Source organism: Pseudomonadota bacterium (assembly GCA_039033415.1).
Taxonomy (GTDB): domain Bacteria; phylum Pseudomonadota; class Gammaproteobacteria; order Xanthomonadales; family SZUA-38; genus JANQOZ01.
In genome coordinates this window covers 161,100-173,489 of sequence record JBCCCR010000011.1, presented here as the reverse complement: position 1 = coordinate 173,489, position 12,390 = coordinate 161,100, and the positions used below count along the sequence as shown (strand labels likewise).

The following is a 12,390-nucleotide window of genomic DNA, read 5'->3' as shown; positions in this document are numbered from 1 at the left end:
GATAGGGAATGGCCAAACTTTACTTCTACTATTCGGCGATGAACGCCGGAAAGTCCACCCACCTGCTGCAGTCCAGCTACAACTACCGGGAACGCGGCATGAACACGCTGATCCTGACCCCGAAGATCGACGACCGGGACGGCGTGGACCGGGTTTCTTCTCGGATTGGCGTCAGCTCGCCGGCGCTGGCGTTCTCGGACGAAGAAGACCTGCTGGCCCTGGTCGCCGACAACCACGAGCAGGCGCCGCTCTCCTGTGTGCTGGTCGACGAGGCGCAGTTTCTCACCCGCAGCCAGGTCTACCAGCTGACCGACGTGGTGGACCAGCTTGACATTTCGGTGCTGGCTTATGGGCTTCGAACCGACTTTCGCGGCGAGCTGTTTGCCGGGAGCCAGCACCTCCTGGCTTGGGCAGACGAGCTTCGGGAGCTTAAGACCATCTGCCACACGGGTCGGAAAGCCACAATGGTGGTTCGAGTCGATGATCAGGGGCGCGCCGTGACGTCCGGTGCCCAGGTGGAGATCGGCGGAAATAACCGCTATTTGTCGGTCAGCCGGCGGGAGTTCAAACGCGTCTTTAACGACCAGAGCAACGTTAAGCCGGCGCAGGTGCCGCTGCCGCTGAAACCGGGTCTGGACTGAGGGTTTGCGGGCCTATCGCCCGACATGTTTGCTGGGAAATAGAATGACCCGCCCGGCCCGCTCGGACATAAAAAAGCCCGCGCAGAGCGCGGGCTTTTAACGGGCATTTGCGAAAATCTTTGTTGTTGCTTTACTTGATTTTCGCTTCCTTGTAGATCACGTGCTTGCGGACAACCGGGTCGTACTTTTTTATTTCGATCTTATCCGGCGTGTTTTTCTTATTTTTGTCCGTAGTGTAATAGTGACCTGTACCGGCGCTGGACACTAATTTGATTTTGTCTCTCATCTACCGGCCTCCCTAAACTTTTTCGCCGCGGCCGCGAATGTCGGCCAGCACGGCATCGATACCGCGCTTGTCGATAATGCGCATGCCTTTGCTGGAGACTTTCAGACGGACAAAGCGGTTTTCGCTTTCCACCCAGAAGCGGTGGCTCTGCAGGTTTGGCAGAAACCGACGCCGCGTTTTGTTGTTGGCGTGGGAGACGTTGTTGCCAACGGCGGGGCCCACCCCGGTCACCTGACATACTCTGGACATGTCGAAAAACTCCAAATAAACAGCGCCCAGGCGTGCCGGGCGAAAAACAGCCGCGCATTGTAGCGGCCCTAGGGCAAAATGCAAAGCCCCCTCGGCATCAGTGCTGACACCCACTGCAATAGTAGCTCGCCCGCTGTCCGATCACTCGCTGCTTGACGGTATCGCCACAGCGTACGCAGACCTCGCCCGCTCGACCGTATACCGTAAGCGACTGGCCAAAGTAGCCGGGCTGCCCGCTGCCGTCGACAAAATCTCGCAGCGTGGTGCCACCGGCCTTAATCGCCGCGCCCAGGGTGGCACGGATGCTCTCTTGCAGCAGCTTGTACCGTTTTGCCGAGATGCGCCCGGCGGCTCGCAGCGGATGAATACCCGCCCGAAACAACGCTTCACTGGCGTAGATGTTGCCAACTCCCACGACCACCCGGCCATCCATAATGAAGTTCTTCACGGCTCCGCGTCGTCCTCGGGACAGTCGATAGAGATGGCCGGACGCAAAGTCGTCGGCGAGCGGTTCAGGTCCCAGCCCCGCCAGCAACGGATGGTTAAAGGGGTTCGGTTCAGCCCATAACACCGCCCCGAAGCGTCGAGGGTCATTGAGCCGCAGGGTGATGCCATTGGCGAAGCCCACATCGACGTGGTCGTGCGTGCCGGGCGATCGTTGTTCAGACAGCACCCGTAGACTGCCGGACATCCCCAGGTGGATCAGCGCCGTGCCGGTACCGCTGCGCAGCAGCAGATATTTGGCTCGTCGCCCGACGCTGCTTACGCGCTGACCCACCCAGCGCTGGGCCAGATCGTGGGGAATCGGCCAGCGCAGCTGCGGCTGCCGGACCACCACCGAGGACACCATCTGACCCTCGATGTAGGGCGCTATGCCGCGGCGGGTCGTCTCAACTTCGGGTAGCTCAGGCATTTGGCCATACTACCGAATTCGCCAGCAGCGCGGCGTGCCGGCGGCGTCTAACTTTTCTCTACTCGAACCGGTATCTCATGGCCGCGGGCTGTAGTAACGTGCCCCCGCTATGAGAAACCCTGATGTTGTCATCATCGGCGCGGGCCACAACGGCCTGACCTGCGCGTGCTATCTGGCTGAGGCCGGCCTGAAGGTGACGGTCCTCGAGCGCCTGCCGGTCGTCGGCGGCGCCGCGGTGACCGAAGAGTTTCATCCCGGTTTTCGGAATTCGGTGGCCAGCTACACCGTCAGCCTGCTGAATCCCAAGGTCATCCGAGACCTCAAGCTCGCGGACCATGGGCTGGTCATCAAGCCCCGGCCCGCCTCGAACTTTCTACCCCACCCCGAGGGGTCAGGCCTGCTCATCCACAATAGCCTCGAGCAGACCCAAGCCGAATTTGCCCGGATTAATGCCGCGGACGCCGCGACACTCCCGGCCTACTACGAAATGCTCGAGGACGTGGCCCAGGTGCTGCGGGAGCTGGTGCTCAAGACGCCGCCGACACCGGGCGGGCCGCTGCGTCAGTGGCTGGACGTGCTTGGCCTGTCCCGCCGCTTCGGCAAGCTCAGCCCCCAGCGACAGCGCGACCTCATGGGGCTGTTCAGCAAAAGCGCGGCCGAGGTGCTCGACCAGTGGTTTCAAGACTCGCGGATCAAAGCGGCGTTTGCCTTTGACGCCGTGGTAGGCAACTTCGCCGCCCCCTCAACGCCGGGGAGCGCCTATGTGCTGCTGCATCACGTTTTTGGTGAGGTCGATGGCCGCAGCGGCGCGTGGGGCCATGCGGTCGGCGGCATGGGGGCCATCACGCAGGCCATGGCGGCCCGAGCCCGAGAGCTGGGCGTCACGATCCGCACGGAGGCGGCCGTTGGATCGGTCATCAGCAGCCCCGACCGCTGCGCCGGCGTGGTGCTGGCCAGCGGCGAGGAGATCACGGCTCGAGCCGTAGCGGCCAACGTCAATCCCCGCCTGCTCTATCAGCAACTGATCAGCCCGGAACACCTGGACCCGGACTTCCTCCGGGCCATCAACGGCTACCGCTGCGGCTCCGGAACGTTCCGTATGAACGTTGCCTTGCGCGAGCTTCCCGCCTTTACCTGCCGCCCGGGTTCGGAGCTGCAGCTTCATCACCAGGCGGGCATTGTGATGGGTCCGACGATGGAATACCTGGAGCGAGCTTATCTCGACGCGCGAACCGACGGTTGGTCTCGCGAGCCCGTGGTCGAGATGCTGATTCCCTCAACGGTCGACGACTCGCTGGCACCGCCGGGCCAGCACGTTGCCAGCCTTTTTTGCCAGCACTTTTCGCCGGAGCTTCCGGCGCCGCGCACCTGGCCGGAGGAACGGCTGGCGGCAGCCGATCACATCATCGACACCGTCGATCGCTGGGCCCCCAACTTCAAGGCCTCCATTGTCGGACGACAGGTGCTGTCACCGGCGGACCTGGAGGAACGTTTCGGACTCATCGGCGGCGATATCTTTCACGGGGCGCTGGGGCTCGATCAGCTCTACAGCGCTCGGCCGCTGCTTGGACACGGCGCCTACCGCGGCCCGCTGGCGGGCTTGTACCACTGCGGCTCGGGCGCGCACCCGGGCGGCGGCGTGACCGGCGCGCCGGGCCATAACGCGGCGCGGGAGATTGTCCGCGATCTGCGCTGATCGCCCGCGGCCCCGTCAAGTCGGCACGCTGCGGCCGTTCGAGCTTTAGCGGTGCTTACGCCGGCGCGCTTTGGGCGGATAAAACGGCGGCTCACCCGGCGGGCGGTTGCGGAACCGTCGGTGCATCCACAGGTACTGCGCCGGCGCTTCACGGACCTGCTCCTCGATCCAGCGATTGATCCAGGCCGTGTCGGCCGACACGTCGCCGGAAGGCAGGCCCGGCGGCGGCGGAAAAACCTTGAGCTGGTAGCGGCCTTGGCGCGTCCGACGCAGCCAGATCGGCAGCAGCGAACAGTCAAGCTTGGATAGCAGCCTGACGGTGGCCGTGGTGGTGGCCGCCGGGACGCCGAAAAACGGCACAAACTCGGCACCGAAGCTGAAATCCTGATCGGGCGCGTAAAACAAGGCGCCGCCGCCGCGAAGCCAGCGGATCATGCCGCGAGTATCTTTCTTTTCCAGCGTCTGACCGACGTAGCGCCCGCGGCCGCGGCGCATTTCCCGGTCCAGCAGAGCGTTCTTGTGATCCCGGGTGATTGAGGCTGGCGCTGGCGCACTGATCAAATGCACCATCGCACCGATGAGCTCGACCATCGTGACGTGGGCGATCAACAGCAGGCAGGCCCCTTCCGCGCGCGCCCGCTCGAGGTGTTCGACACCCTCAAACTCCACCAGGCCAGCCAGCCGATCCCGGGAGCCCCAAAGCGCGAGCGGCGTTTCCAGCACACCTCGCCCGACCTCACGAAAATGCTCTCGCTCCAGTGCCGCCCGGGCCGCCGGCTGAAGCTCCGGAAAACACGCCGCAAGATTGGTCTTCACCACCAGCCGACGCTGGGGCAGCACCAGCCAGGCGAGGTCGCCCAGCCGCGCGCCCAGCCAGAGCCGCAAACGCTGCGGCAGCAGGACCGATAGCTTCATCAACGCGAGGCCAGCTGCCATCGTCCAGTTGGCGGGATGCCAGGCAGACCCGCTTCGGGCTGACGCCAAGGCTACAGGCCTTCGTCCCGGGGCTGTCGGGACTCGTAAAGCTTGGCGTACTTCAGAAAGACGTAGAACGCGCCGACAACGCTGCTGATCAGCCCCGCCCAGCCGTTAAGAAACTGTCGCTTGAACACGTAGCCGCGGAGAAAAAACCAGGGTGGATAGAGCAACATACGCGCTCGGGTAAACCGCTGACCGCGACGCTGCTTATCCTCGACCAGGCCGGTGGAGTAATGGTTGATCTTGTCGACTTTCGTGTGGATGTTGATCTCACCGTAGTGAATGAACGGCGCGTCCAGTCTCGCGACCGGCCCATCGACCTCGGGTGCCGCATGGATCGGCATGTCGCTGACCCGCCCGCGCGTTTTATCAAACAGCCGCAGAAAGTTGTTGAGCCGGGACCTCGGACTCTGCAGCCGCCAAAACATCTGCTCGATTCTGGGCAGGCGGTAGCCGGAGCAGGCCGGTTCACTTTGCAGGAGCGCCTGAATGGTCTCAGCCCCCGTCGCTGTGAGCATTTCATCGGCATCCATCAGCAGGACCCACCGATGGCTCGTCAGCTCCAGCGCCGCCTGCTTCTGCGGGCCGTAGCCCGCGAAGGGGGCCTGCGACACGACACAGCCGGCTGCCTCAGCCAGCGCAACCGTGCCGTCCGTGCTGAATGAATCCAGCACCACAATCTCGTCAGCAAACGCCACGCTGTCGAGCAGCTGCTTCAGGGTCCGGTCGTTGTTAAAGGTGGTGATGAACACCGACAGTTCAGGCATGGCGCGAGTCCGGTTCAGCGTCAGACTGGGAAAAACCACAGTAGACCATGACCAGCCACCAGCAAAGCAGAGACCAGAAGGTGGAGTAAAAGGCCAGGTGGGTGTTGACCGGAAACAGCATCACACCGAGCGCCAGCGCAAACGGCAGCACGTTGTGCTTCCGCCGGACCGGGAGGGAGCGCCAGTGTCGCCAGGCCAGCACCAGCGCCGCGGCAAGGCCTGCCAGACCCAGCAGCCCGGTTTCCGTCACCACCTCTAAAATCACCTGGTGGGCATGAGCCGCGCCGGTTTCCTGACCGCCGCGGAGCCAGCGGTCGTCGGTGCCGGCGTAATCGGGGTAGGCATAGCGAAAGCCTCGAGGCCCGACCCCGTTCACCGGATGGTCCGCCGCCATCTTCAGCGCTGTCCGCCAGATCGGCAGCCTCCAGCCGAGCGCTCGGTCGACCGACTCTGCGTCACCCTCCAGCAGCAGCAGGGAGCGATCCAGGCGCTCGGCCAGCGCCGGGGAAAGCTGGTAACCCGCCGCCATTGCCAGCGACGCGGCGGTCAGCAGAACCACGCTCGCCTTGAGCCAGCGCCGCGGCCGGCCGCGCGCGTAGAGATAAACATAGGCGAGCAGCACCAGCCCGAACATCAGCCATGCGGCCCGGGTGCTCACGATCACGATGACCGCAAGCAGCAGCAGCATCGTCGCCAAAAAAAACGGTTTGGGCAGAAAGCGGCGGGCGTATTCCAGCGGGAGCGGACTCAGGACCGCCAGCACGTGGCCCAGCTTGATGTTGGTCTCGCCAAACACGCCGTTGAGCCGATCGCTGCTCATGGGCATGCCCAGCAGATTGACGCCGAACCCGACCTGAATCAGCGCATCGACACACCACATCATGACGAGTGCTGCGCTGGCGGCCCACAGCAGCCGCCGCTGCCGTTCATCCGCGAGGTGATGGATAACAAACAGACCCACCGGCAGGAACCGCAGGAATGCCAGCACCGACTGCCAGGAACGCGATGGCTCCACGGCGTCGACGCTGGCGAGCAGCGCGGGTAGCCAGTACGCGGCAAAAAGGCCAAGAAACAGTCGGGTCGATCGGCGGCGATAAAAGCCCGCCGCCGGATTGACCATGACAACAATCCCACCGATCAGCATGCACAGCATCGGCAGCGCCGAGAGCCGGGAAAAAGGCAGCAGGGCAAGCACCAGGAACATCAGGCCCGCTGGCCACAGTGACAGCAGCCCGCCGGAGGATGATGGGACCTCCGCCTCATCGGGCCGGGTCAAGGCGGGTTCATTGGCGTTCAACGCGGATCGGACATGGGCTGGTTGGGAATCGGATGGGATGAGACGGTGTGCGTTTGGACCGCTAAATTGTAACATTCGCGTCACTGTGAACCCGCCGGCGTGAACCCCGGCTGAACCGCTCCCGAGAAGCCCCGATGCTCAAGTTCCTGAAGGACAGCTGGCTGATCGCCGGCATCAGCCTCTTACTCTTACTGGTGGTCGATGCGGCGCTTAAGAGCCTGCTGGAGGAGACTCAGCTGCCTCTGGTCCTCCCCGGGGCCACGGCACCGAACCAGGAGAACTCCCCCGCGCTCGGCGACGCCACGTGGGCCAGCGCTTACTTCAGGGAGCTGAGACAGGCGCGGCGGACCGAGTGGTCCGCATGGGAATATTGGCGACGAAAGCCGTTCTCAGGTGAATACATCAATATCGATGGCTCGGGGCTGCGCAGGTCCTGGAGCCCGGACGAGCCAACCCACACCATCTGGATGGCGGGCGGATCCACCGTCTGGGGCACCGGCGCCCGCGACGACCACACGCTGCCCTCCGCACTGGCGCGCTCGCTCGCCCAGCGAGGAATAAAGGCTCGCGTGCTGAATCTCGGGGAAAGCGGGTATGTCAGCGGCCAGTCGCAGCTTCGGGTCCTGCGTCGTCTCGAGTCCGAACCGGCACCCGATCTGGTCGTCTTCTACGACGGCGTGAACGATGTTTATGCGGCGCTGCAGGCCGGGGAGGCCGGGTTATCCCAAAACGAGGCCCATCGACGGGCGGATTTCCGGGTAACCGACGGGCTGGACAATTACCTGCAAGCCGCGCCGCGCGTGCTGGAGGGCATCCAGCGGCTGCTGGCCCGCAACGCTAAACCCGCCATGCCGGCGGTGGCGCCCCTGGCGGCTGAGGTTGCTAAGCGCTATGCCTTTCGGGTTGAGCTGACGGCGGCCGCGGCGGCGGCCGCGGGCGTCAAGACCACCTTTATCTGGCAGCCCAGCGTGTTTAGCAAAGCGGCTAAGGCGCCGGTGGAGGTGCGGATCGAGAACGCCAGCCTGGCGCGCCACCGCGAGCTCCAGCTGGCGAGCGATCAGGCGGTGGCGCAGCGGCTCAGCGGAACCGAATTTTTCTTCGACATGACCGGCTCGCTGGATGACCATCCCGAGGCGCTGCTCCTGGATTTTTGTCATCTGTCAGAGGCTGGCAACCGGGTGATTGCCGAGCGCCTGGCGCCTCAGGTGCTGACGCTGCTGGCCAATGACTGGTAGAGCGCCAGCGTCTCGTCCTGCATCTGGCTCTTGAGAAACGGCTGGCGGTTTGGCACCTCGGGCGCTCGTTCCAGAAATTGCTGAGTCTTTTCCAGGACCGCCGCCTCATCGTCGAGCGGCACCAAGCCCTCGGGAAAGATCTCCCCGAGGACTTCGCCGACGCCGCCGTGATCGTACCCGATAACCGGACGACCGAGCGCAAGACCCTCGGCGGCCGTTCGACCGAACGATTCTGGCTTGGTCGACAGTGAATACACGATATCGGCCATCGCCAGCAGGTCCCGGATGTCCTGCCGCTGGCCGGTAAAGGTGATGCGATCGGCAACGTTCAGCCGCCGGATACGTTCGGTCAAACGCTCCTGATAGGTTCCGCCGGGCTTGAAGTCCCCAACGATGACGCCGTGGCAGTCGGGGCCGAGGACCGCCAGCCGGGCGATGAGATTTACAAAGCCGCCAAAACCTTTGGTTTCGGTGATCCGGCCCGGGAGCATCAGCAGCCGCCGCTCTTTGGGAATGCCGGCCTGGCTCAGAAACCGCTCACGCTTCTCCTTCTCCGGTTGAAAACCGTAGCGGAAAACCTCGGGATCGATACCCCGATGAATCAGCTTGACGCGGGAGGGCGACAGATCGGCATAGTGATCCAGCCAATAGCGGCGGGCACTTTCCGACACCGCAATCACCCGGTCGCCGCGGGTCATGACGGCGCTGTAGCGGGAAACCGAGTTGAGGCCATGCAGCGTGGTCACAAAACGGGGGCGCGGATCGAGCTTTTTCAGCGCGCCCAGTGCAACCCACGCCGGGAGCCGGGACCGCGCGTGCACGATATCGACGCGGTTGCGGGCGATGAGGTCGCGCAGCGCCCGGACCGTTCCGAGTACCCGCAACGACTTGCTTCCCAGCGCCAGCTTGAAATGCTGGCTGCCGGTCGCCTCCAGCGGCGCGACCAGCATGCCGCCAGCGGACACCACGAGCGATCGATGCCCGGCCTTGACCAGCGCCTCGGCGACCTCGAAGGTGCCTCGCTCCACGCCGCCGGAGTCCAGCGCCGGCAGCAGCTGCATCACCGTCAGACGGGACACGAAGAATCAGGTTCCGGTTTTGGCCAGTTCTTCCAGCACGTAAACCGCACCACAGTATGGGCAAACCGCCCGGCCGGTTTTTTCGATCGGCAGATAGACCCGCGGGTGCGAATTCCACAGCGCCATGCCTGGCGTCGGGCAGGACAGCGGCAGGTCGTTACGCGACACCGTGTACTCGCGCTTGGCGTTTGCGAGCTCAAGCTCCGGGTTGTCTGCGTCGGTTGGATGACTCATGGCTAACCTCTTTACGTTGTTGTGGCGCCACGCCGATGCGAATCATAGCAGGGACATCGACCCTCGGGGGAGGAACTATGCACGGGGAAAAGTGGCTCACGGCAGCGGCGAATCCGAGCGGGTGGGACGGCGGAAATCTGCTAGGCTTGCCGCCCATGCAGGCTGATTGCTGGATTGTCACCGACGGCGCCCGCGGCAACGAGAAGCAGTGCCTTGCGCTGGCCCATTACCTCCGCTCCGCCGGACCGCTGCAGGCGCCGGCCCCCCGCCGATTTCGTATCGCCCTGCGCCAGCCTTGGGACGCGCTCGCGCCGCGGCTCCTTGGGGGTGTGAAGCACGGGCTCAAGCCTGCCACCACCGTCGAGCCGGATCGCTGGCAGAAGGATCTGCGTGCTTTACTCCAAAACCCTCTGCCGCGTGTTGTGCTGAGCTGCGGCCGGCGGGCCGCGCTGGCGTCACGGATGCTCCGGGCCCGCAGTCGCGGCAGGCTCTGCACCGTGCAGATCTTAAATCCCCGCGTAGATCCCGCCGCCTTCAGCTGGGTGGTGTGCCCACACCACGACCGGCTAACGGGAGCCAACGTGCTCCGCACCGAAGGCGCGCTCCACGAGGTGGATGACGCCTATCTGTCAACGGCTCGGGAGGACTGGCCGCAGTTTGAATCCCTGGCCACGCCGCGGGTCGCCGTGCTCATCGGCGCCAGCAACGGTGCTTACACCATTGATCAAGCCTACCTGAATCGGCTCTTGGCAGGCGCAGCAAAGCTGGCTGAAGCGGGCTCGCTGCTGGTGACGACCTCCCGCCGCACGCCGCTCGAGCTGCGCCGCTTTGCCGCCGCCTGGTTGGCCGAGCAAAGCCCGGAGCGGCACTTTTTCTTCTCGGACGAACCGGGCGAACGCAATCCCTATCCGGGCCTGCTGGCGTACGCTGACCGCATTGTTGTCAGCTCGGACAGCGTCAACATGGTGAGCGAGGCACTCGGCACCGGGTGCCCGGTCCACAGTCTGCAGACCGAAACCAAGAACGAGCGCTTCGCCCGCTTTGCCGAGCGCCTGGTCAGCAGCGGGCGGCTGCTGTCGCTCGACGACACGAGCCAGCCAAGCTACGAGCCGCTGCGTGAGACCGCAGCGGTGGCCGAGCGCATCGGCGCAACGCTAACAGACGGACCGACGTGACCTTCAGCCCAAAAACCTACGCCGACGGCCGCGGCAACGTGATGTATAAAGCGCTGGCCCACCCGCTTGTCGCGCCGAAGCTCGCGACTTTTAGGGCGCAGCTAGCGGACCTGGCGGGTCTCCGGGTTTATGACCCCCACGGCCAGTTTGACACCTGCGATGCTTTTCTGGGGCTCAGCGCGCTGCCGGGCATGCAGCGCCTGGCGAGCGACGTACGCCGGCTTGGGCCCGACGAGCAGGCCATCTCCACCTATACGGGCGGCCCGCTGCTGCTACTCGATTTCGATTCGCCGCAGCTGGCGCATCTGAACCAGCTGGCGGCGAGCACAACCGGCGAAGCGTTTGGGCTGGAGGCACTCAAGCTGCCGCCGGATTGGCTGACGCGCCCGGACCGCTATCTATCACCCTTCAATTTTGTCTTTGATCTGGCCCTGTTCAACCACGGCGACGGGGTGACCAGCCGGATCACAACCGCAAACTACTGGGCGCGTTATGGCGCAAGCGGCGGTGCGCTTCGCTGTGTCGCGCTGGACGCTGACGGCATGCAGCTTGGCACGTTGGACTATCCCCTCACCGATCCGGGGCAGCTGATCGAGATCACCAGTCATGCGATCGCCGATGCGCTGGGGCTCCCCTCATTCACCGGGCAGCTGCTGATGCACGCGGTGGGAGCGGCCGGTCATGACGTGCTGAAATACGTCTGCGACTATGCAGACACCAGCGGCGATCTCACCACCACCCATGACGCCAACACGTGGCCCGCGGCGCGCTACGGCGGAATCCCGCTGCCGCAAAACGACTCTGAACAGGTTGAGCTTCTCATCCAAAACCCGCATCACCGGACGATTCCGGCTGGCGCGCTGACCCTGGAGATCCCCTCGCGAGACCAGCTGCCCCTGCCGTTTGACGTGCCGCCACTCGCAACGCGGCGCTGGCGGTTGCCGAGCCGGGACGGCGCAACGCAGGGCACCCTGCACAGCGCCTTTCAGCTGCTGCGACCCCGCTACCAGGTGGTGCGCGCAGGTCGGACCCACGTGGCCCACGCCAACGTTGTTCGCGAGGACCTCACCGCCGATCCGGACTACTGGCAAGCCGGCGAGCACCTGGGTCGCGGCTACCTGCTGGTCGCGCCGCTGCTGCCGCCGGAAAACTACGACTGTCAGCTGCTGATCACGCCCATGTCCAGTCTCGGCGATGAGGCGCGCCTGACGCTGCAGACTTACGATCTAAATGGCCGAATTGGCAGCAGCGAAACCCTGCCGGATGCGGTGGACGGGGTCCGGTCGTGGCACACGGTTAGCCATACGGCGCCGGGGCACCTGGAGCTGAGCTATGACGCCGAACGAGCAGGACCGGTTGACGGCTGGCTGCACGCCATTTTCCGTTACCACCATCGCCGCTCCGGCCACCGCAGCGAAACCAGTTTCGGTAGCCACATGTTCAATTTGCTCAACACCTATCGATCTGAACCGCAGAGCTACAGCGGTCCGCCGCCCGGGCTCACTACACGCCTTTTTGGTCGCCCCGCCCTGCCCGGAACCCGCGGGTTCTTCAGCCTGATCTACCCAAGCTCCCGCGCCTGGCACCCGCAGTCGGACACCCAGCTTCACCTGCTGGACGGGCGCGGACAGCCGCTGGCGGAATCGCAGGTGCCGATCGCGGAAAACGGTTCAGCCCAGTTCTCGCTCGACCAGTTTTTTGACCCGCATCTGCTCGCCGAACCCCACCAGCTGTTGATTCGCGATACGCGCTGCCGCCTGTTTGGCTATCACGGCCTGACCACCGGTACCGGCGCAGAAACCCGCTTCAGCATCGATCACCTGTTCGGGTTTTAGCGAGG

The 12,390-nt window shown here is 64.4% G+C and carries 13 protein-coding genes; 5 read left to right on the top strand and 8 right to left on the bottom strand.

What is annotated here, in order from left to right:
• Positions 1–8: 8 nt before the first annotated feature.
• Positions 9–641, top strand: coding sequence for a thymidine kinase (locus AAF358_11205; GenBank protein MEM7706114.1), 633 nt, complete (start codon positions 9–11; stop codon positions 639–641).
• A gap of 130 nt (positions 642–771) precedes the next feature.
• Here the strand turns inward: AAF358_11205 and rpmG are convergent, their stop codons facing one another.
• The 3 genes from rpmG to mutM form a co-directional block, all read right to left on the bottom strand.
• On the bottom strand, positions 772–927 hold the full coding sequence (rpmG, locus tag AAF358_11200) for a 50S ribosomal protein L33 (GenBank protein MEM7706113.1): 156 nt from the start codon (positions 925–927) through the stop codon (positions 772–774).
• A 12-nt stretch (positions 928–939) separates the two neighbouring features.
• Entirely contained in the window at positions 940–1,176 is a 237-nt protein-coding gene (rpmB, locus tag AAF358_11195; GenBank protein MEM7706112.1) for a 50S ribosomal protein L28, read from the bottom strand.
• Between the two features lie 97 nt (positions 1,177–1,273).
• Positions 1,274–2,089 carry a bifunctional DNA-formamidopyrimidine glycosylase/DNA-(apurinic or apyrimidinic site) lyase gene (gene mutM, locus AAF358_11190; GenBank protein ID MEM7706111.1) on the bottom strand — a complete coding sequence of 272 codons (816 nt, stop codon included), beginning with the start codon at positions 2,087–2,089 and terminating at the stop codon, positions 1,274–1,276.
• A 109-nt stretch (positions 2,090–2,198) separates the two neighbouring features.
• On the opposite strand from mutM, the gene AAF358_11185 reads away from it, so the two are divergent.
• The gene (locus AAF358_11185) at positions 2,199–3,785 is read left to right on the top strand and encodes an NAD(P)/FAD-dependent oxidoreductase (GenBank protein MEM7706110.1); all 1,587 of its coding nucleotides are present in this window, start codon (positions 2,199–2,201) and stop codon (positions 3,783–3,785) included.
• A gap of 45 nt (positions 3,786–3,830) precedes the next feature.
• Here the strand turns inward: AAF358_11185 and AAF358_11180 are convergent, their stop codons facing one another.
• The 3 genes from AAF358_11180 to AAF358_11170 are packed head-to-tail and all read right to left on the bottom strand — an operon-like array spanning position 3,831 to position 6,806.
• Complete coding sequence (locus AAF358_11180) at positions 3,831–4,769, bottom strand: lipid A biosynthesis acyltransferase (GenBank protein ID MEM7706109.1); 939 nt, start codon at positions 4,767–4,769, stop codon at positions 3,831–3,833.
• A gap of 2 nt (positions 4,770–4,771) precedes the next feature.
• Positions 4,772–5,530 carry a glycosyltransferase family 2 protein gene (locus tag AAF358_11175; GenBank protein MEM7706108.1) on the bottom strand — a complete coding sequence of 253 codons (759 nt, stop codon included), beginning with the start codon at positions 5,528–5,530 and terminating at the stop codon, positions 4,772–4,774.
• Entirely contained in the window at positions 5,523–6,806 is a 1,284-nt protein-coding gene (locus tag AAF358_11170; protein ID MEM7706107.1) for an O-antigen ligase family protein, read from the bottom strand. Before AAF358_11170 ends, AAF358_11175 begins: the two co-directional genes overlap by 8 nt.
• 155 nt (positions 6,807–6,961) lie before the next feature.
• Between AAF358_11170 and AAF358_11165 the strand changes: the two genes are divergently transcribed.
• On the top strand, positions 6,962–8,062 hold the full coding sequence (locus AAF358_11165) for an SGNH/GDSL hydrolase family protein (GenBank protein MEM7706106.1): 1,101 nt from the start codon (positions 6,962–6,964) through the stop codon (positions 8,060–8,062).
• Here the strand turns inward: AAF358_11165 and AAF358_11160 are convergent.
• Together AAF358_11160 and AAF358_11155 are read right to left on the bottom strand one after the other, a co-directional pair.
• Complete coding sequence (locus AAF358_11160) at positions 8,029–9,141, bottom strand: glycosyltransferase family 4 protein (protein MEM7706105.1); 1,113 nt, start codon at positions 9,139–9,141, stop codon at positions 8,029–8,031. The genes AAF358_11165 and AAF358_11160 overlap by 34 nt on opposite strands.
• A gap of 6 nt (positions 9,142–9,147) precedes the next feature.
• A complete protein-coding gene (locus AAF358_11155) occupies positions 9,148–9,375 on the bottom strand; it encodes a zinc-finger domain-containing protein (protein MEM7706104.1) in 228 nt (75 codons plus the stop codon).
• 77 nt (positions 9,376–9,452) lie between these two features.
• Between AAF358_11155 and AAF358_11150 the strand changes: the two genes are divergently transcribed.
• A complete protein-coding gene (locus AAF358_11150; GenBank protein MEM7706103.1) occupies positions 9,453–10,550 on the top strand; it encodes a mitochondrial fission ELM1 family protein in 1,098 nt (365 codons plus the stop codon).
• Positions 10,547–12,385: a hypothetical protein gene (locus tag AAF358_11145; GenBank protein ID MEM7706102.1), complete on the top strand. Its 1,839-nt coding sequence runs from the start codon at positions 10,547–10,549 to the stop codon at positions 12,383–12,385. The genes AAF358_11150 and AAF358_11145 overlap by 4 nt, the downstream gene beginning before the upstream one ends.
• Positions 12,386–12,390 lie beyond the last annotated feature (5 nt).

Bases quoted from the DNA above. Each gene is read 5' to 3' on its own strand.
- AAF358_11155 (MEM7706104.1), bottom strand. From the start codon at position 9,375: ATGAGTCATCCAACCGACGCAGACAACCCGGAGCTTGAGCTCGCAAAC.
- AAF358_11205 (MEM7706114.1), top strand. From the start codon at position 9: ATGGCCAAACTTTACTTCTACTATTCGGCGATGAACGCCGGAAAGTCC.
- AAF358_11185 (MEM7706110.1), top strand. From the start codon at position 2,199: ATGAGAAACCCTGATGTTGTCATCATCGGCGCGGGCCACAACGGCCTG.
- AAF358_11165 (MEM7706106.1), top strand. From the start codon at position 6,962: ATGCTCAAGTTCCTGAAGGACAGCTGGCTGATCGCCGGCATCAGCCTC.
- AAF358_11150 (MEM7706103.1), top strand. From the start codon at position 9,453: ATGCACGGGGAAAAGTGGCTCACGGCAGCGGCGAATCCGAGCGGGTGG.
- mutM (MEM7706111.1), bottom strand. From the start codon at position 2,089: ATGCCTGAGCTACCCGAAGTTGAGACGACCCGCCGCGGCATAGCGCCC.
- rpmG (MEM7706113.1), bottom strand. From the start codon at position 927: ATGAGAGACAAAATCAAATTAGTGTCCAGCGCCGGTACAGGTCACTAT.
- rpmB (MEM7706112.1), bottom strand. From the start codon at position 1,176: ATGTCCAGAGTATGTCAGGTGACCGGGGTGGGCCCCGCCGTTGGCAAC.
- AAF358_11175 (MEM7706108.1), bottom strand. From the start codon at position 5,530: ATGCCTGAACTGTCGGTGTTCATCACCACCTTTAACAACGACCGGACC.